This window comes from Microbacterium resistens NBRC 103078 (assembly GCF_001552355.1).
In the GTDB taxonomy this organism is placed as follows: Bacteria; Actinomycetota; Actinomycetes; order Actinomycetales; family Microbacteriaceae; genus Microbacterium; species Microbacterium resistens.
This window is the reverse complement of record NZ_BCRA01000020.1, coordinates 1-19828: the sequence shown is the minus strand read 5'-3', so window position 1 is coordinate 19828 and position 19828 is coordinate 1. Positions and strand designations below refer to the sequence as shown.

Below are 19828 nucleotides of genomic sequence, written 5' to 3'. Positions count from 1 at the left end.
CGGGGGCCGCGACAGGGGGGTTGCGGAACCGGGCTCAGTGGCCCAACGCGCGTGCGAGCTTCGAATCCGAGGACGCCGCTCGTCCGCCCGCCGCATGCACGGCGCGCTCGACGGCGGCGAAGAAGGCCGTGCGCGCGGCCGGGTCCGTCGGGCCGGCCGGTCCCAGCTCGACCTCCCACTCACGCCAGGAGCGCTCGACGCCGCCGCGGACGTCCGTCGCGCGGACGCGATCGTCGACGAACTCGGCCACCACGCCCTCCGCGCCACGGAGCTGGTAGGCGGTCCGGCTGTTCTCGATCCGGGCGAAGGGCAGAAGGGGCTCGGACGTCCACCGGGTCAGCGCCTCGCGGACCGCGGACGGCGGCTCCTCGTTCTCGCCGAGCGGCCAGCCGAGCTCGATCCGCGCGTCGCCGTCGCGGGGACCCTTGACATGCCATCCCTCGTCGGGGCCGCCGGTCCGGCGGCGCACGGCGACTCCGGCCCGCGCGAGGGCGGCGTCGGCCGTGTCCAGGTAGCGCGCATCCAGGGCCCGGCGCTCACCGGCGCCCACCTCGAGGACACCGGGCACCCCGGACCAGTCCGGCAGGGGCGTGTCCGCGTCGACGTCGTAGGTCCGCTCGACCTCGACCGTGCGCTGCGGCTCAGTCATCGCCGGGCGAGATGTCGCCCTCGGACTCGGTGTACCAGAAGCCGACCTCGGTGGGGCCGTCGCCCTGGCCGGTGTGGGTCGGCTCGGAACCGCGCCGGTAGATGATCTGCGTCTCGCTGTAGGGGACGATCAACGCATCCCGTTCGACGTCGTCGAGCGGGAGGATCTGCCCGTCGAGCGGGCCGCCGTGGAGTCGTGCGAGTGCCATCTGCTCACCATAGCCCTCCTCCTCGACATGTATGACCTCCTCTGGACGGATCCGCGCGTTTCGGCTCGCCGGCGACCGCACTGGGCGAGCGCCGTAGGTCGAAGTCCCCCTCACGACCGACGTTCACCGCGGAACGGGCTGCGCCTCATCCGACGCCGATGCCCAGGACGGCGCCGAGGATCATCCAGGGGCCGAAGGCGATGTGGGTGGAGCGGTCGGCCCGGCCGCTCGCCATCAGGACCAGCGCATGCCCGGCCCCGAGCACGAAGGCCGCGGCGCCGCCGACGACCAGCGCGTCCCAGCCGTGCCAGCCGAGGACCAGCCCGATGACGGCGCCGAGCTTCACATCGCCCCCGCCCATGCCCTCGCGGCTCAGTATCCGCAGCGCACCGTAGAACCCGCCCAGCAGGAGCATCCCGGCCGCGGCCCGCTCCGCCCGCGCCTCGGGCGTCAGTGCCGCCTCGAGGATCACTGCCGCGAGCACACCGGCCAACGTCGGCAGCACGAGGCGGTCGGGCAGCCGATGCTCCTGGATGTCCACGACGAGCAGGCGCGCGGCGACGCCGAGCAGCGCAAGGTGCACGAGGACGACGATCAGGGCGTGGGAGTCCATCCGTGCAGGCTAGGAGAACCGCCGCAGCGACGCGGCGGCCCTGTGGAGAACTCCCGCTAGCGCCCCGGTGCGGGAAGGTCAATCCACTGCTCGCCGGGATGCGGAGCCCTTAGCGTCGCCGGGAGGAAGGGGCGGAATGACGGACACCGGACGGGGCGGACCGCATGCGGCCGGGCGCATCCGCGTGGGCGTCTCCGGCTGGCGGTATCCGCGGTGGCGGGGCGACTTCTATCCGGCGGGGATGCCTCAGCGCGGGGAGCTGGCCTACATCGGCGAGCGCTTCTCCACCGTCGAGCTGAACGGGTCGTTCTACTCGCTGCAGCGCCCCGACAGCTATCTGCGGTGGCGCGACAGCGTGCCGGCGGGTTTCCTCTTCGCCGTCAAGGGGTCGCGCTACATCACCCACATGCTGCGCCTCCGGGACGCCGATACGGCTCTGGCCAACTTCTTCGCCTCCGGACCGCCGGCACTGGGGGAACGGCTCGGCCCGTTCCTCTGGCAGCTTCCGCAACGGCAGGTCTTCGACCCCGAGATCCTCGATGCGTTCCTGCGCGCGCTGCCGCGCAGCACGCACGAGGCCGTCGCCCTCGCCCGGCGGCACGACGCCCGCCTCGACGGGCGGACCTGGCTGGGCACGGTCCCCGACGCACCGCTGCGCCACGCGCTCGAACCGCGTTCGCCCAGCTTCCACGACCCGCGCTGCGCCGATCTGCTGCGCCGCCATGGCGTCGCCTTCGCCCTCGCCGACACCGCGGGGCGCTGGCCGCGCTTCGACGCCCTCACGGCCGACTTCGGCTACGTCCGACTGCACGGCGCCCGCGAGCTCTACCACAGCGGGTATCGGGATGCCGAGCTTCGGGAGTGGGCCGACCTCACGCAAGGGTGGGCCGGAGGCGCGGGCGAGGGCGGACGCGAGGTCTTCGTCTACTTCGACAACGACGCGCGGGGCCACGCACCGCACGACGCGCTCGCTCTGGCCCGGCTCGTGGGCGATCGACCGGGGCCTGCCGACACGGCCCGGTGACCGGCGGCAGGGGTCACTCCGCGAGCTCGTCCGCCCTGCGCAGGTCGGCCACGAAGGAGCGGAAGGCCGCCCGACGCTCCTCGGCGTCCCTGCGGCGCAGGAGGCTCGCCGGGTGCACCGTCACCACCACGGGGATCGCCGGGTCGTCCGCAGCTTCCAGGACCTGGCCGCGGACCTCTCCGATGCGGACGCTGCGTCCCAGCACCGCCCTGGCCCCGGTGGCGCCGAGCGCGAGGATCGCCGATGGCCGGACGGCGGCGATCTCCGCCTCCAGCCAGGGGCGGCAGGCCGTGATGTGCCCGACGGCGGGCTTCTCGTGGACCCGGCGCTTGCCGCGGCGCTCGAACCGGAAGTGCTTGACCGCGTTCGTGAGGTAGAGAGACCGCGAGTCGATCCCGGCCTCCTCGATCGCGTCGTCCAGAACCCGGCCGGCGGGCCCGACGAAGGGCTCGCCAGCGAGATCCTCCCGGTCCCCCGGCTGTTCTCCCACCAGCATCAGCCGCGCACGGGCCGAGCCGCGCGAGAAGACGACCTGCGTCGCATCCCGCCACAGCTCGCAGCCGCGACAGCCCGGCGCCTCCCGCCGCAGCTCATCGATGCCGCCGCCCTCGGGAACCCACCGCCGGGCACCGCCGTTCCCGTCCCTGTCCGCCTGCCGCATCCCGGTTGTCTACTCCCGGGAGGACACGCGGTCAACGCCCTCGACACGTCAGAGATCCAGGATCTCCAGGTCGACCAGGACCGTGTCCCCCTCCGCCACGCCCTCCGCGTCGCGGACCGCGCGCTTGATCGGCAGGGAGTAGGAACCGCCGGAGAAGAAGATCGAGGTCCGCCAGCTCGTCGCGCCGATCCGTGCGTGCACCCGGAGCGAGCCGAAGCCGCGCGACGGCGCGGGGAGCTCGCGAATGTCTGCGGACAGCTCCTCCGGGACGGTCGCGAAGTACCACGAATCCACCCGTGCGCTCCACCGCAGGACATCGCTCTCGAACTCGATCCGCATCCGCTCAGAGTAGCCACGGCCTCGGACAGGGCCGGTTCCGCGGCGCACGGGCCGATGTCCGATGTACGAGTTACCGTCTCCTTCACGGCTTGAAATATTCGAAGAGATTTTCGAGGATGGATGCATGGGGAACGCACTGCGCACCGCGATCGGACCGGCCACGGACTCCCGTGCCGGAGAGATCCTGCGCCTGCAGCGCGAGATCACCCGGATGCAGCGCCGCCGCAGCGACCTCCCCCTGATCCCCGTCCCCTCCGCCCTGCAGCCCCTGCTGCCGGAGGGCGGGCTCCAGGTGGGAACGACGTACACCCTGTCCTCCTCCCCCGGCCTCGTCGCCGCCCTGCTCTCGACCGCCTCCGGCCGCGGCTCCTGGTGCGCGGCCGTCGGCATGCCCACGCTGGGTGTGGAGGCTCTGGCCCGGCACGGCGTGGACCTCGACCGGCTGCTCCTCGTCCCCGACCCGGGCCCGCGCTGGCTCACCGTCGCCTCCGCCCTCTCCGAGGTCGTCCCCCTCATCGCGGTCCGCCCGGCCTCGCGGGTGCGCGAGGCCGAGGTCTCCCGGCTCACGGCCCGCCTGCGCGATCGCGGGTGCACCCTCCTCGTCGTGTCCTCGACGCCCTGGCCGCAGAGCGAGGGCAGCATCCGGGTCCAGGATCCCCGATGGCACGGCCTCGGCGAGGGGTGGGGTCTGCTGGAGGACTGCGAGGTCACGATCACCGCGCAGACCCGCCGCTCCCCCGTGCCGCAGAGCGTCCGCGTGCGGCTTCCGGGCGCGCACGGCACTATCGAGACCGTCGAGACCCTCCCCGCGCACGGGACCCTCCCCACGCCGGTGCCGATGCCCCGCCCGCCGCACCGGGGCCGTCCCGCGGCCGAGGCCCCCGTGCCGGCCGGGTCCGCGCACGACGTCCCCCTCGCTCCGGAGCACTGGGCGGAGGCCGGATGAACGCCGCCTCCCCCGCCCGCGTGCTCGTGCTGTGGTTCCCCGACTGGCCGCTGCGCGCCGCTCTGGGCGCCCCTCCGCATCCGTCCGCCGCGATCCTTCGCGCCGGTGCCGTGCTCGCCTGCACCGCCCCGGCCCGGGCGCAGGGGGTGCGCGCGGGGCAGCGGCGCAGGGAGGCCCAGGGGCTCGACCCCGCCCTGCGGCTGATCCCCGCAGATCCGGAGCGGGACGAACGCGCCTTCCTCCCCGTGCTGCGGGCGATCGAGGAGCAGACCCCCGGCGTCCAGATGCTGCGCCCCGGCATCGCGGTGCTGCGCTCCCGGGGGGTCGCCCGCTACCACGGCGGAGAGGAGGCCGCGGCGAGCGCGCTCTCCGCGGCGCTGGCGACGAAGGGGTTCGGCGAGGTGCGGATCGGCATCGCCGACGGGCCGTTCACCGCGGAGCACGCTGCGCGCCGGGCGCCGTCCCCTCCCGGGCACCTCCTCGTCCCGCCGGGGGCCTCCGCCGCCTTCCTCGCGCCCCTCTCCGCCCGTGTCCTCCCCGACCCCGATCTGGTGATGCTGCTGGGACGACTCGGAGTGCGCACGCTCGGCGACTTCGCGGCCCTCGGCCCCCTCGACGTGCGCGATCGGTTCGGCGAGCACGGCGCACGGCTGCACGCGCTGGCCCGCGGAGCCGACTCCCGTCCGGTCGTCTCCCGCGCCCCGGATCCCGAGCTCGCCGCGGAGACCGAGTTCGAGACGCCGCTGACCCAGTCCGATCAGATCGCCTTCGCGATCCGTCGCACCGCCGACGAGGTGATCCTCGCCCTGGCCGAGGCCTCGCTCGTGAGCACGGAGGTGCGGATCGATCTGACCGATGACGACGACGGCGTCCACTCCCGCACCTGGCTGCACCCCACCTGCTTCGAAGCACCCGACCTCGTGGACCGCGTGCGCTGGCAGCTGGAGGCGCTCACCGGCCACGCCCCGCCAGGAACCGCCGAGGACACCCGTCTGTTCCGCGGGATCGCCCGTGTCCGGATCACCCCGATCGCCGTCGACGACGCCGCGCACCATCAGCCAGGACTCTTCGGTTCCGGGACCGACGAGCGGTTGCACCACGCGGTGTCCCGCGTGCAGACGCTCCTCGGTCACGACGGAGTGCTGACCGCCGCGGTGGCGGGCGGACGACGCCTCGCCGACCGCCAGCAGCTCACCCCCTGGGGCGAACGGGTCGTGCTCGCACGGGATCCGGACCAGCCATGGCCCGGAACCCTGCCCGACCCCCTCCCCGCCGAGGTGTTCGTCCCTCTCCGCCCGATCACGGTCGCGGACACGACGGGAGCGGCGATCCGGGTCGACGAACGCGGGAATCTGAGCGCGGCGCCCGCGCGGATCGAGGCGGATGCCGTGCGGTCCTGGGCGGGCCCCTGGCCGGTCCGCGACCGACGAGGGCAGCCCGACGGCGTCCGCGGCGAGCGGTTCCAGCTGGTGGACGAGCACGAGCGCGCGTGGCTCGTGCTGCACACGGACGACGGCTGGTGGGCCGAGGGGAGGTACCACTGATGGGCTGGCACAACCCGGAGATGTCGTGGAGCGAGTTGGAGCGGACGCTCAGCGGCAAGCCCGCCCTGCGCGACACCCTCGTCGCGGACGCCCCGATCCGCACGCACAAGCGCGGCGCCGTCTCCCTGGGCGACATCGTCCGCCCGACCGACGCGGTGCCCTACGCCGAGCTGCACGCGCACTCCTCCTTCTCGTTCCTCGACGGCGCGTCGTCGCCCGCCGAGCTCATCGCCGAGGCGGAACGACTGGGCCTCACCGCCCTCGCGATCACGGACCACGACGGCTTCTACGGTGCGGCGCGGTTCGCCGAGGCGGCGGAGCTCACGAGCGTGCAGACGGTCTTCGGCGCGGAGCTGTCCCTGGGGCTGCCGTCGCCCCAGAACGGCGAGCCGGATCCGGTCGGCGAGCATCTGCTGGTCCTCGCCCGCGGAGAGGAGGGATACCACCGGCTCTCCGCGGCGATCACCCGGGCGCAGCTCCGCGGCGGTCAGAAGGGCCGCCCCCGGTACGAATGGGAGGACCTCGTCGCCTCCTCGAGCGGTCACTGGACGGTGCTCACCGGATGCCGCAAGGGCGCCGTCCGACGCGGATGGGAGCAGGAGGGGGTCGACGGGGCCCGACGCGGGCTGCGCCGGCTCGTCGACCTGTTCGGGAGCGATCGCGTGGTGGTCGAGCTCATCGACCACGGCGATCCGCAGGACACGCGCCGCAACGACGCCCTGGCGACGCTCGCGGTCGAGCACGGGCTCGCCACCGTGGCCACGAACAACGTCCACTACGCCGTGCCCGACCGCGCCCGGCTGGCGGAGGCGGTCGCCGCGGTGCGGGCCACGCGCAGCATGCGGGACCTGGAGGGGTGGCTTCCCTCCCACGGATCGGCGCATCTGCGCTCCGGGGCGGAGATGACCGCACGCTTCGCCCGCTACCCGGGAGCGATCGCGCGGGGTCTGGAGATCGCCGAGGAGTGCGCCTTCCCGCTGCGCCGCGCGAAGCCCGCCCTGCCCACGATGAGGGTCCCGGCGGGCCACACGCCCATGAGCCATCTGCGAGAGCTCGTCTGGAAGGCCGTGCCGCACAAGTACCCGGACCTGACGGACGCCGGCCGCCGGCGGATCGAGCGCGAGCTCGACGTCATCGAGGAGAAGGACTTCCCGGGCTACTTCCTCATCGTGCACGGCATCGTGACGGAGGCCAAGAGACGCGGCATCCTCTGCCAGGGACGCGGGTCCGCGGCGGCGAGCGCGGTCTGCTACCTCCTCGGCATCACCGCGGTGGACCCCATCGGCTACGGGCTCCCCTTCGAGCGCTTCCTCGCCACGACGCGCACGGAGGAGCCCGACATCGACGTGGACTTCGACGCCCGCCGCCGGGAGGAGATCATCCAGTGGGTGTACGAGGAGTACGGCCGTGAGAGCGCCGCGCAGGTGGCGAACGTCATCCAGTACCGTCCCAAGAACGCCGTGCGTGACATGGCGCGGGCCCTGGGCTACTCCCCCGGGCAGCAGGACGCCTGGTCCCGTCAGGTGGAGCGCTGGGGCCTGGAGCTCTCCCCCGTCGACGACCACGACATCCCCGAGGCCGTGGTGGACTACGCCGCCGAGCTGCTCAAGGCCCCCCGTCATCTGGGCATCCACTCCGGAGGCATGGTGCTCACCCAGCGGCCCGTGGGCGAGGTCGTCCCGGTCGAGCACGCCCGCATGGAGAACCGCACCGTCATCCAGTGGGACAAGGACGACGCGGCGTGGATGGGGCTGGTCAAGTTCGACCTGCTGGGCCTCGGCATGCTCGCCGCCCTGCAGCACTGCTTCGATCTGATCGCCGACGCCACCGGGGAGAGGTGGTCCTTGGAGACCCTCCCCAAGGAGGAGGCGGCCGTCTACGACATGCTGTGCCGCGCCGACACGATCGGGGTCTTCCAGGTGGAGTCCCGTGCGCAGATGGGGCTGCTGCCGCGACTGCAGCCGCGGGCGTTCTACGACCTCGCGATCCAGATCGCCCTCATCCGCCCCGGTCCCATCCAGGGCGGCGCCGTGCACCCCTTCGTCCGCCGCAAGCTGGGGCAGGATCCGGTCACCTACCCGCACCCGCTGCTGAAGCCCGTGCTGGAGCGCACCCTGGGCATCCCCGTCTTCCAGGAGCAGCTCATCCAGATGGCGACCACACTGGGCAACTGCACGGCGGACGAGGCGGACACCCTGCGCCGGGCGATGGGCTCCAAGCGGGGGCTGGAGCGGATCGACAGCATCCGCGAGAGCCTGTACGAGGGGATGCGCGCGCATGGGCTGGACCCGCAGAGCGCGGATCGCATCTACGCCCAGATCCAGGCCTTCTCGAACTTCGGGTTCGCGGAGTCGCACTCGCTGTCCTTCGCGCTGCTCGTCTACGCCAGCTCCTGGATCAAGCTGCACTACCCCGCGGCGTTCCTGGCGGGGCTGCTCCGCTCGCAGCCGATGGGCTTCTACTCCGCGTCCACCCTCACCGCGGACGCCCGGCGGCACGGCGTCGAGGTCCGCCGCCCGGATCTGCACCGCTCCGCGGCGACGGAGACGCTGGAACCGCGGGAGGACGAGGCTCGCGCGCCCCTCGGGCCGACCGGCCGTGAGGAGTGCACGCAGCGGAGGCAGCCGGCTCCCGCGCAGACCTTCGACCGCTCCCTCCCCGACGACAGCGCCGCCCACCGCCGCGACGGGGCGTTCGCGGTGAGGCTCGGCCTGTCGGGCATCACCGGGATCGGCGCCAAGACCGCCGAGCGCATCGTCGCCGACCGCGACGCGCACGGCCCGTTCCGGGACCTGAACGATCTGGTGCGCCGGACGGATGTGACAGCGGCCCAGGTGGAGGCGCTGGCCACGGCGGGCGCCGTCGAGGGGCTGGGGCTGACCCGGCGCGAGGCGATCTGGATGGCCGGCTCCGCGGCCCAGGACCGGGCGCGCTATCTTCCCGGCAGCTCCGTGGCGGTGCAGCCGCCCCTGTTCCCGGATCAGACCAGCCACGAGATCCTGGCCGCCGACCTCTGGGCGACCGGGGTGTCCACGGACGATCATCCGATGGCGCATTTCCGGGTCGGGCTCGACGAGCGCGGTGTGCTCTCCTCCGACCGGCTCCGCACCCACGAGACGGGCCGTCGCATCGAGGTGGCGGGGCTGGTCACCCACCGTCAGCGACCGGCGACCGCGGGCGGGATGACCTTCCTGAACCTCGAGGACGAGCACGGACTCGTCAACGTCATCTGCTCCCAGGGCGTGTGGACGCGGTACCGACGCATCGCCCGGGAGTCCCCGGCCCTCATCGTCCGAGGAATCCTGGAGCGTTCCCCGGAGGGAGTGATCAACGTGCTCGCGGACGCCTTCGAGGATCTCCGTGTCGGCGTGGTCCATCGGTCACGGGACTTCCAATGACGGCCCTCCGACCGATGGCCCGCGTCGGGGTCACCAGAACCGCTCGGGTTCCTCCCTGGGCGTCCTCTCCCCGCCGCCCCACCAGATGGCCTCACCGGTCGCCGACGCCGCCGCCTGCTCGGCGCCGGACAACGCCGCCGCCGTTCCCGTCCGCCGCGAGGCGTCCGGGACCGGCACCGGATCCAGGACCAGCTCGGTCCGCACGCCCGTCTCCCCGGCGATCCCGACTTCCCCGGCGATCACCGTGCAGCTGTCGACACGGGCCTGGCCCGGCACCGTATCGGCGTCAGGGAGCACCCCGGCGGGGAGCACGTAGCGGATCCCGGTCACGACGTCACGCAGGATCCGCGGGCCGCCCGCCCCCTCCGCCTCGAACGCCACGACGCGTCCGACCGGGAGGCCGAGAGCAAGCGGAAGGGAGACGGTCACCATCATGGATCCACCCTCGCCCACTCCGGGCGTCCGGACAAGCCCCGTCCGCCTCGGGCCGAGATCAGGAGGCGTCGATGTGCGCCGGGGCGAGTCGGTCGTAGTGGCGATCGTGGTACAGCAGCGGCTCGCCCTCGCCGCCGGGAAGGACCTCGTGCACGTCCGCGAGCACGAGAGCGGACGGCCCGACCGACACGGTCTGCCGGATCGTGCAGCGCAGCGCGCCGCGGGTGTCCGGAAGATACGGCTCCCCGGTCGGAAGAGTCTGCCAGCCCTGCTCCGGAGTGAAACGCGGTTGTCCCGTGCGGGCGAACGCATCGGCGATCCCCTCCTGGCCCACGCGCAGGAAGTGGACCACCATGCTGGGAGCCGCGAGGATCCCGCCCGCGCTCCCGGTCGCCTTGGTGACGGAGAAGACAAGGACGGCCGGGTCCGCGCTCACCGAGGCGACGCTGGAAAGGGTGAGGCCGACCGGCCCCTCCGCGGTGGTGGCGGAGACGAGAGACACGCCGGAGGCGAGGTGCCGGAACACCGCCTTGAAGTCCTCGGTGAGATCCGTGCCGGGTCCTGTCATCCTGCTCACTCCTCCGCGACCGCAGCCGACGCCGTCCTTCCGGCGCCGCCACCCCGGCCGCTCATCCCACGGGGATCAACCGATCCTCCCGTCGAATCCTTCCCGAAACGCCCCACCGGAGCGAGTCGTGTGTCTTCGGCTTACGCCGAGGACGCGCCGACCTCGCGAACGCCGACCTCGCGAACGGCGTCGCCCGCATCGCGTCCCCGCGACGGTCGCGGTAGCGTCGTCCCATGGGCACGGCGAACGGGTTCTCCTTCGACAGGCGCGGCGCCGACGTGGTGATCACCCACCACGGGAAGCGTGCGGCCGTGCTCCGCGGACGGCACGCGGAGGACTTCCTGGCGGACGTCGCCGACGGCGATCCTCAGCTACTCATGGCGCGGATCACGGGGAACTACCGGCGCGGCAACGAACGCACGGCCCGCGCGCATCCGCGGAACGCCGACCGCTGACCGCCGGCCGGGCTCACGATCGCCGAAGCCGGAGGCCCCAGAGCCGCAGCGCCGCAGAAGCAGAAGCAGAGCCGAAGAGAGTGACGACGATGACCAAGACCACCGCAGAGAAGCTACTCATCAAGCCGGGGAACACGCTGTTCGTGATGAGCGCGGGCGAGGAGGAGCAGAGCCTCCTCCTCCCCCTGCCTGATGCCGTCGTGCTCACCGACGGCTTCGGCGTCCCCGCCGACGTGGCGGTGCTCTTCGCCCCGGACCGAGCCACGCTGGACAGCCGACTCGACGTGGCGCTGCCGCGGCTTCGGGAGGCCCGCGCCGTCTGGATCGCCTACCCCAAGGGGAACCGCACGGACATCAACCGGGACAGCATCTGGCAGCGGATGGAAGAGCTCGGCTGGACCCTCACCGCCAACGTCGCCCTCGACGAGGTGTGGTCGGCGGTCCGGGGCAAGCCCGTCGGCTGACACGCAGAGGCCCCGCGGGCGTCGTGCGTCCGCAGGGCCTCTCGCGCGAGGTCAGCTCGTGGCGCGTCCCCGGCGCAGGACACGGGTCAGAAGCACCGCGCCTCCGCCGAGCAGCGCCACGGCCCCGGCGGCGACGGCGACGACGGGTACCGCCTCTCCCGTCACGGCGAGATGTTCCCCGTCCTCCACGGCGCCGCCCTCGGGATCGACGACCTCCGTGCCGGGTGCGGGAGCGCTGTCATCCGTCGCGGCCGCGTCGCCGTCGCCGGGAGCGGTCGCGCCGGGCTCGGGGTGGTCGGTCGGGGTGTGCACGATGTCGTAGTACACCCCCGGGTTCGCCGCATCCGGGATCACCCGGTACGTGAACTCCGCCGCCGTCAGCGTCACGATCGGCACCACACGCTCGAACAGCACCTTCCCGTCCGCGTCCTTCGCGACCAGCGTCCGCTCGGACCCGTCCGCCGACACCGACCAGTCGCCCTGCATCTTCGGCGAATCGTCGAGGTTGTACATCGTGAACATGCCGTCCGTCTTGTAGTACGCCCAACCCACGAAGTTCGCCACGGCCTCATCCGACAACGCCACCGCGTTCCCGTCCTGATCCACCGCCCCCGTGGTCTCCCACGGCGTCGAGGCGAGCACGTCCGACGGACTCTGCGTCGTCGCCGTGACCGCGGAGACCGGCGCGACCGGCGCGGCGGCGAAGGCCCCGGCGGCCGGGGCGAGGCAGAGGGCGGCGGCGGCCAGCGTCGTCGCGACGATCCTGGTTCCCCGGCGCGGGGCGGTGCGAATGTTCATCTTCTCCTCGTTCCTGATGTGGGGCGTCCGCCCCGGCTCGGGTCGCCGGAGCGGACACGTTCCACGCTAGGAACGCGAAGGAGGCCGGACATCAACCGATCGGTTGAACCCGCCTGTCAGGAACCTGGGCATCCCGCTCGGAGCCGGACCGCTCAGAGCCGTCCCGCTCAGAGCCGGATGATGCCCCGCTTGACGGCCGAGGCGATCGCGGCCTGACGGTTGTCGGCGCCGAGCTTGGTGAAGGCGTGGTGCAGATGGGTCTTCACCGTCGCCTCGCTGACATGGAGCTCGCGAGCGAGGTCGCGGTTGGAGAGCCCCGCCGCCGCCCGTGTGAGCACGTCGAGCTCGCGCGGGGTCAGCGTCTCGTCCGGACGCTCGACGCGCCGCATCAGCCGAGACCCGATCGGTCCGGTCAGCGGTGTGCCCCCGGAGGCGGCGGAGCGGATCGCCTGGAAGAGCTCCGCGGGTCTGCTGTCCTTCACCAGGTATCCGGCCGCCCCGGCGTCGAGGGCCCGCACGATGTCGGCATCGGAGTCGTAGGCGGTGAAGACGAGCACCTCCGTGCGGGGACTCGCCCGCCGGATGGCGCGGGTCGCCTCGATGCCGTCCGGCCGCCCGGCGCCGAGATCGAGGTCGACCAGCGCCACGTCGAGATCGTGTCCGGCCGCCGCGGCCTCGGCCTCCGCCGCGGATCCGGCCTCGGCCACGACCTCGAGGTCGGGCTGCGTGTCGAGCACGGCTCGCACGCCGTGGCGGAGCACGGGGTGATCGTCCAACAGCAGGATCCGGATCACGGCGTCGCCTCCGTCGCACTCGACGACGCGTCGGGAACGATCGCGGCGACCACCGTGCCCTGGCCCGGCTCCGACTCGACGGTGAGCTCGCCGCCGAGGGTCTCGATCCGCCAGGTCATCGCACGGATCCCGAACCCCCCGGTCGGCTCGTCGCTCCTCGTCGCCTCCAGGCCGATTCCGTCGTCCACGACGTCGACGCCCACCTCGCGGTCGAAATAGGTCAGCGTGACCCGCGTCGTCGCCGCCTGCGCGTGCTTGCGGGCGTTGAGCAGCGCCTCCTGCACGACGCGCTGCAGCGCATGGGCGACCGTCTCCGGAACCGCCCGTTCCCGTCCCACGACCGAGAACGCCGCCCCCTCCGCCTGCGCCTGGGCCCGCAGCAGGGAGCTCAGGGACGCCGCGCCCTCCCGGGGATCCGCCAGACCGTGCAGGAGCTGGCGGGTCTCGACCAGCGCCTCCCGGAGCGCCTCGCGCGCCTCCCGGACCGCGGGCGCCGAGCCGCCGGGGCGCAGCTCGTCGGATTCCAGCAGCAGGAGCGCGCTCGCGGTGCGCTGCACGACCGTGTCATGCAGCTCGCTGGCGACGCGACCGCGCTCCACTGCCGCGCCCGCGTCCCGCTCCGAGCGCGCGAGCTGCTCCCGGGTGTCGATGAGATCGTCGATGAGCCGTTGCTGCGCGCCATGCGCCCGGTCCAGCGCCGCGAACGCGGAGGCGAGGACGAGCCCGCCGACGAAAGGACCGAGCACCAGCCCCCAGTCGTCCCCGCGGGACATGAGGAACAGCCCCGCGCTCACGGCCACGACGATCGCCGCGGACAGCGCGAACGCCAGACGCCCTCGGATGACGCGGTGCACGGCGAAGAACAGCGCGAAGCCGCACCAGCCGAAGGACGGCGCGAGCACCACGAGCGGGAGCCAGAACGCCGTCGCGACGAGCAGACCGATCCCCTGTCGCGAGCCGACCGGATCCGATCCGTTCGCCGACTCTCGCCCTCTGCCCGGAGGCCGCCCGATCACCGCGAGCGCGTAGGCCAGGCCGACGCCCACGGCGAGCACGAGCACCACGACGCCCACGCCGTCCAGCGGATGGCGGGTGAAGTATCGCCACCCGCACACGAGCAGCAGCACGGCGAAGCCGATGTCGACGGCACGGTCGGGGATCGGAAGGCGTCGCGCCGGAACGCGGAGGGAGTCGGTGCTCATGTCCCTCCAGTATCCGGCGCCGGAGCCCGGACGACGGGAGGCGGCGGCCCTGACCTCGGCCCGGACCCCCGGTCGTCAGCCCTGCGGGCGCCAGGGCCCCCAGGCCTGGCCCGGAAGCTGGTTGCGGGTCCACCACGCGGCGACGTACACCTGCCCCTCGTGCACGGCCGTCTCACCGCTCTGGAAGATCCGCGAGGGAGTCCAGCGCGCGAAGCCGTCCTGCACGTCGATCTCCTGCCAGGGCCCGTTCGGGTCGCCGGGGGCCTGGTCACGGGTCCACCAGGTCGCGCGCCAGGTCGCCCCGTCGAAGGAGACCTCGTCCCCGGCGGTGTACACCGCGGATCGGTCCCACTCCGGCGCCGCCGGTGCGCAGCCGCCGTCACAGACACGAAAGGACGCGAGGACGGCCTTGTGGTCGGAAGGCCAGACCGCCGCCGGAGTGAGGATGTCGTCGGCGCTGTCGTCGACGACGCGCTCGTTGCGCACGATCGTGGACTGCGGGCCGACGACGCGGGCGTCGTCGATCGAGAGGCGTGCGTCAGGCGTCGCGAACACGTAGTCGATGCGGTCGCGCTCGTCGGCCTCGGGAGCCCAGGTCAGCGAGGAGGTCGGGAACCTCTCGTTGTCCGAGGGCCACGTCGTCCCGGGGTTCGCGACCGGATCCGGGTGGACCTCGCGGAAGGCGTCGACCAGTCCGCCGTCGAGGAGGGTCCGGGTGGTCTGCCACGGGATCACGACGCCGTTGTGGTCCTGGAGCCCCGCGGTCGCGGCCGTCCAGTCCTGAGCCGACGGCTCGTTGAAGTCCCCGCCCACGACGGCGATGCGGCCGGCGGCGCGCTCCGTGGCGATGTCGGCCACGAGCGCGGCCGCCGTCGCCGGACGACCGGACTGCGCGTTCGCGGCCAGGATCGCGTCGACGTCGGTGACGGGCGCGTCGAGCCGGTCCCAGGTGCCCCAGCCCGCCGGCCAGTCGCCGCGGATCTCCCCGCCGTATCCGCGCGGGAGATACGTCGTGTACCAGCGGTACTCGAGATGCCCGCCGTAGGCGACGACCTCGGTGCCGTTGACGTCGAGGACGGCCTTGGACCACCATCCGTCGACCGTGTCCGTGGACACGATCGGGTAGCGCGACACGACCCCGGTGTCGGTGGCGACGAGGTGCTGATAGCCGAGGAGGGCGGCGACCTGCGCGGGGGCGTCGCCCTGTTCCGGCAGGAAGGTCACGTCCGCGTCGGTCTCCGCGATGATGTCTGCGATCGCTCGCGCGCCCTCCGGGATCTGCGTGCCCCCGTGCCAGACGTTGAAGGAGAGGACGTTCAGCTCGCTGACCCCGTCGACCTCCGGCTTCGGGTCGGCCGGATCCACGGGGGCCGCGCCCTCGACCGTCAGGTCGACCGGGCCGGCGAGCACCTCGTAGCCGTCGTCCTCGAGCAGGTACACGTCGTACTCGCCTGCGCCGATCGAGGCCGCGTTGTGCGTCCATCCGGTGCGGTCCGCGGGGCTCCACACGACCTCGCCGCGAGCCTCGGGCACGTACCGCCAGTCGAGGGAGGCGGGACCGCCCGGCGTCGCCCCATCGCGGTAGATGCCGATCCAGTTGCGCTCGTGCACCTGTGTCCCGGCGTCGAAGGCGATGGTGACCGAGCCGTCGGCGGCCACGGTCGAGGGCTCGATCGAGAGGCTCGCATCGACCGCATGGGCCGCCGGCGCGACGAGGAGTCCGGCGAGCACGGCGCCGAGGGCGGCGAGGACGGCGAGACCGCGTCGCCGGGCGGAAGTGGGGGGCATTCCAGGTCCTTTCGGAGGAGTCGACCGGACCCTAGGCGGCCCGGATGACTCTCCCGTGGCGCGGAGGTGAACGCCCCTCGGAACGGATCCGCTGCTAACGTTAATGACCAGAATCATTGTTCTGGTCATTAAGGAGGCGCCGTGGCGAGACCCGGAGTCGAGACGTCGGTCATCCTGGACGCCGCGGCGGACCTCGTCGCGGCGCGCGGGTTCGCGGGGGTCCGGATGGACGCCGTGGCGAAGCGCGCGGGGGCGGCCAAGGGGGTTCTGTACCTCCGGTTCGACGACAAGGACGCCCTGCTGGTCGCACTGCTTCGCAGGGAGATCGTCCGCACGGCGCGCCGCACCGCGCGGCTCGCCGAGGCCGATCCCCGCGGGGGCCTGCTGTCCCGGGTCTTCGTACATGCCGTCACCGCCATGCACGACAACGCCGTGGTCCTCCACGCCTATCGCGACGAGCCGGGCCTGCTCGCGCGCCTCGTCGGCGAGGGCGACCCGGAACGGTTCCGCCGCCGCGCCGTGCTCGGCGCGGACTTCATCCGGGCCCTGCAGGAGGAGGGGATGATCGCGGGCGACGTGGATCCGGAGACGCTCGCCGCCACGCTGGCCGTCTGGAACATGGGGATGGCCCTGTCCGCGCCGCATCCGGACCCGGCCCGCCTCGTGCACGGGATGGCGGAGCTGTTGCACCGCGCCGTGGACGCCGACGTGGCCGACACCACGCCCGGAACGCGGTGTCTGGCCCGTTTCGTCGATGGCCTGGCGGCGGAGCTGGGCGCATGACCGCCGGGCTCGTGCCGCCGGGCGCCGACGTCCGCTCCGTGGACACCCGCGCGGGAACGCTGCGCCTGCTGCACGCGGGGGAACCCGGACCGCGGACCCCCGTCGTGCTCGTCCACGGAGGCGGCAGCGACGCCGCGTCCGTCTCCTGGTACCGCGCGATGGCGCCGCTCGCGGCGGATCGCGAGGTCTGGGCCGTCGACCTCCCCGGCTTCGGCGGCAGCATCGACCTCGCCCCCGTCGGCGGCGCGTCGTCGCTCGCCGAGGTCGTCGCCGAGGTCGTCGCGGCGACGTGCGGTCGTCCGCCTGTCGTGGTCGGGGTGTCCATGGGCGGTGACGTCGTGCTGACTCTCGGGCTCGACCACTCCGCGGACGTGCGCGCCGTCGTCGCGATCGCCCCGGGCGGTCTCGCCTCCCGGTTCCGTGGGCGCGTCGCCCACGCGTTCGCCTGGTGGGCAAGTCGACTGCCCGACGCGATCCTGCTCCCGCTCGGCCGTCTGGCGAACCTCTTCGCGCGATCCGCGGTGCGGGCGATGGTCACCGAGCCGGACGTGCTCCCGCCCGAGGTCGTGGACGAGTTCGTCCGGCTGGCACGCCACCCGCGCGGAGCCCTGGGCTACACCCGGTACAACCAGGCTTCGATCGGACGCGGTCGGATGACGAACGACCTGAGCGGGCGCATCCACGAGCTGACCCTGCCCACGCTGTTCTTCCACGGTGCGGAGGACCCGCTCGTCGACCCGCAGGACTCGCTCCGTGCGGCCGCGCGGATGCCGCACGCCCGGGCCGTCATCCCGCCCGGATGCGGCCACTGGGCCCAGCTCGAGGCGCACGACGCCTTCCTCGCGGAGATGCGCGTCTTCCTCGACGAGGTCGACCGTCCCTGACCGCACGGGTCGCGCAGGACGCGGCCGCACGGAGCCGAGCAGAACCCGCAGGGCTCAGACGGCCGGCCCCCGGTGATCCTCCGCCTCCACCGCGTCTCCCCCGTCGGGATAGCGCTCGATCTCGGGACGCCGCGCGAGCATCACGGTCCCGGTGACCAGACCGCCCCAGATGATGACCACGGCGACGGCGAGGAAGAGGACGGCGATGCCGGTCATGAGCGGTCTCCTTCGGTCACGGTCCGAACGACCGAGGCACGGTCCGCAGGGACCGGTGGCCACAGCGTGAACCGGTCGGGATCCTGGCGCCACGGACTGAGGGTCAACGCGATCGACGCGACGATCATGATGACGACGGATCCCCAGCCGACGACGAGCAGGTAGCCGGGCGCATAGCCGCTGTAGGGCTCGGCGATGAGGTTCACGATCGTCGCGATCAGCATGTAGCCAAGCACGATCGGGCCGAGCACGGAGACGAGGAAGAGCCAGACCCGCCCGACCCGGAAGGTCGACAGGGCGCTCAGGTGGCCGCTGAGCTGCGTGCCTGCGCGACGGATCCACAGGACCGTGACGGTCATGGCGACCGCGGACCCGACGATGCCGATGTTGTTCGCCCAGTTGTCGATCGTGTCCAGGGCGGTGAGACCGGAGGTCGTCCCGAACAGGATGACGGACACGATCGCGATGACGCCGCCGAGGCCGTACACGGCCTTGGCGCGGCTCAGGCCGAATTTGTCCATCACACCGGCGAGGATGACCTCCATCACCGAGATGAGCGAGGTGAGCCCCGCGAGAGTCAGCGCCCCGAAGAAGAGGATGCCGAAGAAGGGGCCGCCGGGCATCTGCGCGACGATGGCCGGGAAGGTCACGAACGCCAGGCCGACGCCCGTGAGTCCCTCCAGCTCCCCCACGGCCACCCCCTGCTGCGAGGCGAAGAACCCGAGCGTCGCGAACACGCCGATCCCGGCCAGCACCTCGAACGACGAGTTGCCGAACGCCACGACGAGGCCCGGCGTGGTCAGGTTCGACTTCCGGCGCCGGTACGACGCATAGGTGATCATGATGCCGAACGCGACGGAGAGCGAGAAGAACACCTGACCGTACGCGGCGACCCACACGCCGGGGTTCGCGAGGGCGGCGAAGTCGGGCGTGAACAGGGCGTTCAGCCCGTCGAGCGCGCCCGGGAGGAACAGCGCCCTGATGACGAGGATGAGGAAGCCGACGACCAGCAGCGGCACCGCCACGACGTTGAGCAGCTGCACGCCTCGCACCACACCCGCGCCGAGGATCGCGAGCGCGACGACCCACATGAGCACCAGCGGGATGAGCACGGACGGCACGAAGACGAGGGTGAACGGCGCCTCGGCGACCTGCAGATACTCGCCCGAGAAGAACCCCGCCGCGTCCGCTCCCCAGCGCAGGTCGAAGGAGAAGACGAAGTAGCTGACCGCCCACGCCAGGACGGCGGTGTAGTAGATCGCGATGAAGACGCAGATCATCACCTGGAACCACCCGATGCCCTCGCCCAGCCGACCGGCGAGGCGCCGCAGCGCCAGCGGCGCCGAGCCCCGGAACCGGTGCCCGATCGCGTAGTCGAGGAAGAGGATCGGGATGCCCGCCGTCAGCAGTGCGACGACATACGGGATCAGGAACGCTCCCCCGCCGTTCTCGTAGGCGACCCCGGGGAAGCGCCAGATGTTCCCGAGTCCCACCGCCGATCCGACCGCGGACAGGATGAACCCGACCTGGCCGGTCCATTCCGCGCGTCGAGGGGCGGCCCCGGCCTCTGCGGACTTCGTCTGAGTCACGTCCCTGTGCTCCTTCGTCGGTCGTGTCGTCGCGACGCGGTGGCGGGATCCGCCGCGCACCGCGCCCGAAAGGGCCTCCCGCGAGGGTAACGACAATCGTCCGCCGTGTCAGCCCGACGACCGGCGAGGCGGCGAACGGCCGCGATCAGCGGGCCGGGGCCTCCGCGTACATCCGCATCCGCACCTCGCGGGCGGCGGTCATGTGCGCCTCCGCGATCTCCCGTGCCCGCGCCGCGTCGCGCGCCTCGATCGCGTCCAGCATCGCCTCGTGCTCGTCGAGCGCTGCCGCCCAGCGGTCATCGCTCTCCAGCGTCGTCGTGGGGTACCGCACGAGGTGCACGTTCAGGCGGTGGAGGAGGTCGACGAGGGTGGGCGAATGACTGGCCGACCACACCGCTTCGTGGAACTGCCGGTTGGCCCGGGCCCGGGCGCGCGGGTCGGCGCCCGCCGCCCGCATCGCCCCCTGGGCG

The 19828-nt window shown here is 72.8% G+C and carries 22 protein-coding genes; 8 read left to right on the top strand and 14 right to left on the bottom strand.

Features of this window, described 5'->3' with window-relative positions:
* Nucleotides 1–34: 34 nt before the first annotated feature.
* The 3 genes from MR1_RS04410 to MR1_RS04400 form a co-directional block, all read right to left on the bottom strand.
* Nucleotides 35–649, bottom strand: coding sequence for a CYTH domain-containing protein (locus MR1_RS04410; RefSeq protein ID WP_067243470.1), 615 nt, complete (start codon nt 647–649; stop codon nt 35–37).
* The gene (locus tag MR1_RS04405; RefSeq protein ID WP_067243469.1) at nt 642–857 is read right to left on the bottom strand and encodes a response regulator; all 216 of its coding nucleotides are present in this window, start codon (nt 855–857) and stop codon (nt 642–644) included. The genes MR1_RS04410 and MR1_RS04405 overlap by 8 nt, the downstream gene beginning before the upstream one ends.
* A 145-nt stretch (nt 858–1002) precedes the next feature.
* Nucleotides 1003–1470, bottom strand: coding sequence for a prepilin peptidase (locus MR1_RS04400; protein WP_067243468.1), 468 nt, complete (start codon nt 1468–1470; stop codon nt 1003–1005).
* 136 nt (nt 1471–1606) lie between these two features.
* On the opposite strand from MR1_RS04400, the gene MR1_RS04395 reads away from it, so the two are divergent.
* Nucleotides 1607–2494 (top strand): DUF72 domain-containing protein, encoded by an 888-nt coding sequence (locus tag MR1_RS04395; RefSeq protein ID WP_067243467.1) that lies wholly within the window; start codon nt 1607–1609, stop codon nt 2492–2494.
* Nucleotides 2495–2507: 13 nt separating this feature from the next.
* Here the strand turns inward: MR1_RS04395 and MR1_RS04390 are convergent, their stop codons facing one another.
* A complete protein-coding gene (locus MR1_RS04390; protein WP_067243466.1) occupies nt 2508–3155 on the bottom strand; it encodes a UdgX family uracil-DNA binding protein in 648 nt (215 codons plus the stop codon).
* A 48-nt stretch (nt 3156–3203) separates the two neighbouring features.
* Nucleotides 3204–3494: a DUF1905 domain-containing protein gene (locus tag MR1_RS04385; protein ID WP_067243465.1), complete on the bottom strand. Its 291-nt coding sequence runs from the start codon at nt 3492–3494 to the stop codon at nt 3204–3206.
* A 124-nt stretch (nt 3495–3618) separates the two neighbouring features.
* Between MR1_RS04385 and MR1_RS04380 the strand changes: the two genes are divergently transcribed.
* From MR1_RS04380 to MR1_RS04370, 3 genes are read left to right on the top strand one after another with little or no spacing between them, the layout of a single operon-like run.
* Nucleotides 3619–4440, top strand: a complete 822-nt coding sequence (locus tag MR1_RS04380) for a hypothetical protein (protein ID WP_174522506.1) — start codon at nt 3619–3621, stop codon at nt 4438–4440.
* Nucleotides 4437–5984, top strand: a complete 1548-nt coding sequence (locus tag MR1_RS04375; RefSeq protein WP_067243464.1) for a Y-family DNA polymerase — start codon at nt 4437–4439, stop codon at nt 5982–5984. The genes MR1_RS04380 and MR1_RS04375 overlap by 4 nt, the downstream gene beginning before the upstream one ends.
* Nucleotides 5984–9382 carry an error-prone DNA polymerase gene (locus tag MR1_RS04370; RefSeq protein ID WP_067243463.1) on the top strand — a complete coding sequence of 1133 codons (3399 nt, stop codon included), beginning with the start codon at nt 5984–5986 and terminating at the stop codon, nt 9380–9382. Before MR1_RS04375 ends, MR1_RS04370 begins: the two co-directional genes overlap by 1 nt.
* A 30-nt stretch (nt 9383–9412) precedes the next feature.
* Here MR1_RS04370 and MR1_RS04365 read toward each other — a convergent pair whose 3' ends face one another.
* Together MR1_RS04365 and MR1_RS04360 are read right to left on the bottom strand one after the other, a co-directional pair.
* Nucleotides 9413–9817: a hypothetical protein gene (locus MR1_RS04365; protein WP_157517898.1), complete on the bottom strand. Its 405-nt coding sequence runs from the start codon at nt 9815–9817 to the stop codon at nt 9413–9415.
* Between the two features lie 58 nt (nt 9818–9875).
* Nucleotides 9876–10385 (bottom strand): flavin reductase family protein, encoded by a 510-nt coding sequence (locus MR1_RS04360; protein WP_067243461.1) that lies wholly within the window; start codon nt 10383–10385, stop codon nt 9876–9878.
* A 233-nt stretch (nt 10386–10618) separates the two neighbouring features.
* Here MR1_RS04360 and MR1_RS04355 point away from each other — a divergent pair, with 233 nt between their 5' ends.
* Nucleotides 10619–10840, top strand: a complete 222-nt coding sequence (locus MR1_RS04355; protein WP_067243460.1) for a hypothetical protein — start codon at nt 10619–10621, stop codon at nt 10838–10840.
* An 89-nt stretch (nt 10841–10929) separates the two neighbouring features.
* On the top strand, nt 10930–11304 hold the full coding sequence (locus tag MR1_RS04350) for a DUF3052 domain-containing protein (RefSeq protein ID WP_157517897.1): 375 nt from the start codon (nt 10930–10932) through the stop codon (nt 11302–11304).
* Nucleotides 11305–11355: 51 nt separating this feature from the next.
* Here the strand turns inward: MR1_RS04350 and MR1_RS04345 are convergent, their stop codons facing one another.
* The 4 genes from MR1_RS04345 to MR1_RS19665 all read right to left on the bottom strand — a co-directional run bounded on the left by MR1_RS04345 (nt 11356) and on the right by MR1_RS19665 (nt 15886).
* Nucleotides 11356–12102 (bottom strand): DUF4822 domain-containing protein, encoded by a 747-nt coding sequence (locus tag MR1_RS04345; protein ID WP_217996179.1) that lies wholly within the window; start codon nt 12100–12102, stop codon nt 11356–11358.
* A 167-nt stretch (nt 12103–12269) separates the two neighbouring features.
* On the bottom strand, nt 12270–12896 hold the full coding sequence (locus MR1_RS04340) for a response regulator (protein WP_067243458.1): 627 nt from the start codon (nt 12894–12896) through the stop codon (nt 12270–12272).
* Nucleotides 12893–14098 carry a sensor histidine kinase gene (locus MR1_RS04335; RefSeq protein ID WP_067243457.1) on the bottom strand — a complete coding sequence of 402 codons (1206 nt, stop codon included), beginning with the start codon at nt 14096–14098 and terminating at the stop codon, nt 12893–12895. The genes MR1_RS04340 and MR1_RS04335 overlap by 4 nt, the downstream gene beginning before the upstream one ends.
* Nucleotides 14099–14173: 75 nt before the next feature.
* Nucleotides 14174–15886 (bottom strand): endonuclease/exonuclease/phosphatase family protein, encoded by a 1713-nt coding sequence (locus tag MR1_RS19665; RefSeq protein ID WP_067243456.1) that lies wholly within the window; start codon nt 15884–15886, stop codon nt 14174–14176.
* 141 nt (nt 15887–16027) lie between these two features.
* Here MR1_RS19665 and MR1_RS04325 point away from each other — a divergent pair, with 141 nt between their 5' ends.
* Nucleotides 16028–16669, top strand: a complete 642-nt coding sequence (locus tag MR1_RS04325) for a TetR/AcrR family transcriptional regulator (protein ID WP_067243455.1) — start codon at nt 16028–16030, stop codon at nt 16667–16669.
* Entirely contained in the window at nt 16666–17553 is an 888-nt protein-coding gene (locus tag MR1_RS04320) for an alpha/beta fold hydrolase (protein WP_067243454.1), read from the top strand. The genes MR1_RS04325 and MR1_RS04320 overlap by 4 nt, the downstream gene beginning before the upstream one ends.
* Before the next feature lie 54 nt (nt 17554–17607).
* On the opposite strand, the gene MR1_RS19660 is transcribed toward MR1_RS04320, so the two are convergent.
* The 3 genes from MR1_RS19660 to MR1_RS04310 form a co-directional block, all read right to left on the bottom strand.
* Nucleotides 17608–17769 (bottom strand): methionine/alanine import family NSS transporter small subunit, encoded by a 162-nt coding sequence (locus MR1_RS19660; RefSeq protein ID WP_157517896.1) that lies wholly within the window; start codon nt 17767–17769, stop codon nt 17608–17610.
* The gene (locus MR1_RS04315) at nt 17766–19358 is read right to left on the bottom strand and encodes a sodium-dependent transporter (RefSeq protein WP_067243453.1); all 1593 of its coding nucleotides are present in this window, start codon (nt 19356–19358) and stop codon (nt 17766–17768) included. The genes MR1_RS19660 and MR1_RS04315 overlap by 4 nt, the downstream gene beginning before the upstream one ends.
* Nucleotides 19359–19503: 145 nt before the next feature.
* A partial coding sequence (locus MR1_RS04310) for an FCD domain-containing protein (RefSeq protein ID WP_157517895.1) occupies nt 19504–19828 on the bottom strand: 325 nt, incomplete at its 5' end.

Excerpts from the sequence above, each read along its gene's own strand:
- MR1_RS04410 (WP_067243470.1), bottom strand. The coding sequence starts at position 649 with ATGACTGAGCCGCAGCGCACGGTCGAGGTCGAGCGGACCTACGACGTC.
- MR1_RS04405 (WP_067243469.1), bottom strand. The coding sequence starts at position 857 with ATGGCACTCGCACGACTCCACGGCGGCCCGCTCGACGGGCAGATCCTC.
- MR1_RS04400 (WP_067243468.1), bottom strand. The coding sequence starts at position 1,470 with ATGGACTCCCACGCCCTGATCGTCGTCCTCGTGCACCTTGCGCTGCTC.
- MR1_RS04395 (WP_067243467.1), top strand. The coding sequence starts at position 1,607 with ATGACGGACACCGGACGGGGCGGACCGCATGCGGCCGGGCGCATCCGC.
- MR1_RS04390 (WP_067243466.1), bottom strand. The coding sequence starts at position 3,155 with ATGCGGCAGGCGGACAGGGACGGGAACGGCGGTGCCCGGCGGTGGGTT.
- MR1_RS04385 (WP_067243465.1), bottom strand. The coding sequence starts at position 3,494 with ATGCGGATCGAGTTCGAGAGCGATGTCCTGCGGTGGAGCGCACGGGTG.
- MR1_RS04380 (WP_174522506.1), top strand. The coding sequence starts at position 3,619 with ATGGGGAACGCACTGCGCACCGCGATCGGACCGGCCACGGACTCCCGT.
- MR1_RS04375 (WP_067243464.1), top strand. The coding sequence starts at position 4,437 with ATGAACGCCGCCTCCCCCGCCCGCGTGCTCGTGCTGTGGTTCCCCGAC.
- MR1_RS04370 (WP_067243463.1), top strand. The coding sequence starts at position 5,984 with ATGGGCTGGCACAACCCGGAGATGTCGTGGAGCGAGTTGGAGCGGACG.
- MR1_RS04365 (WP_157517898.1), bottom strand. The coding sequence starts at position 9,817 with ATGATGGTGACCGTCTCCCTTCCGCTTGCTCTCGGCCTCCCGGTCGGA.
- MR1_RS04360 (WP_067243461.1), bottom strand. The coding sequence starts at position 10,385 with ATGACAGGACCCGGCACGGATCTCACCGAGGACTTCAAGGCGGTGTTC.
- MR1_RS04355 (WP_067243460.1), top strand. The coding sequence starts at position 10,619 with ATGGGCACGGCGAACGGGTTCTCCTTCGACAGGCGCGGCGCCGACGTG.
- MR1_RS04350 (WP_157517897.1), top strand. The coding sequence starts at position 10,930 with ATGACCAAGACCACCGCAGAGAAGCTACTCATCAAGCCGGGGAACACG.
- MR1_RS04345 (WP_217996179.1), bottom strand. The coding sequence starts at position 12,102 with ATGAACATTCGCACCGCCCCGCGCCGGGGAACCAGGATCGTCGCGACG.
- MR1_RS04335 (WP_067243457.1), bottom strand. The coding sequence starts at position 14,098 with ATGAGCACCGACTCCCTCCGCGTTCCGGCGCGACGCCTTCCGATCCCC.
- MR1_RS19665 (WP_067243456.1), bottom strand. The coding sequence starts at position 15,886 with ATGCCCCCCACTTCCGCCCGGCGACGCGGTCTCGCCGTCCTCGCCGCC.
- MR1_RS04320 (WP_067243454.1), top strand. The coding sequence starts at position 16,666 with ATGACCGCCGGGCTCGTGCCGCCGGGCGCCGACGTCCGCTCCGTGGAC.
- MR1_RS19660 (WP_157517896.1), bottom strand. The coding sequence starts at position 17,769 with ATGACCGGCATCGCCGTCCTCTTCCTCGCCGTCGCCGTGGTCATCATC.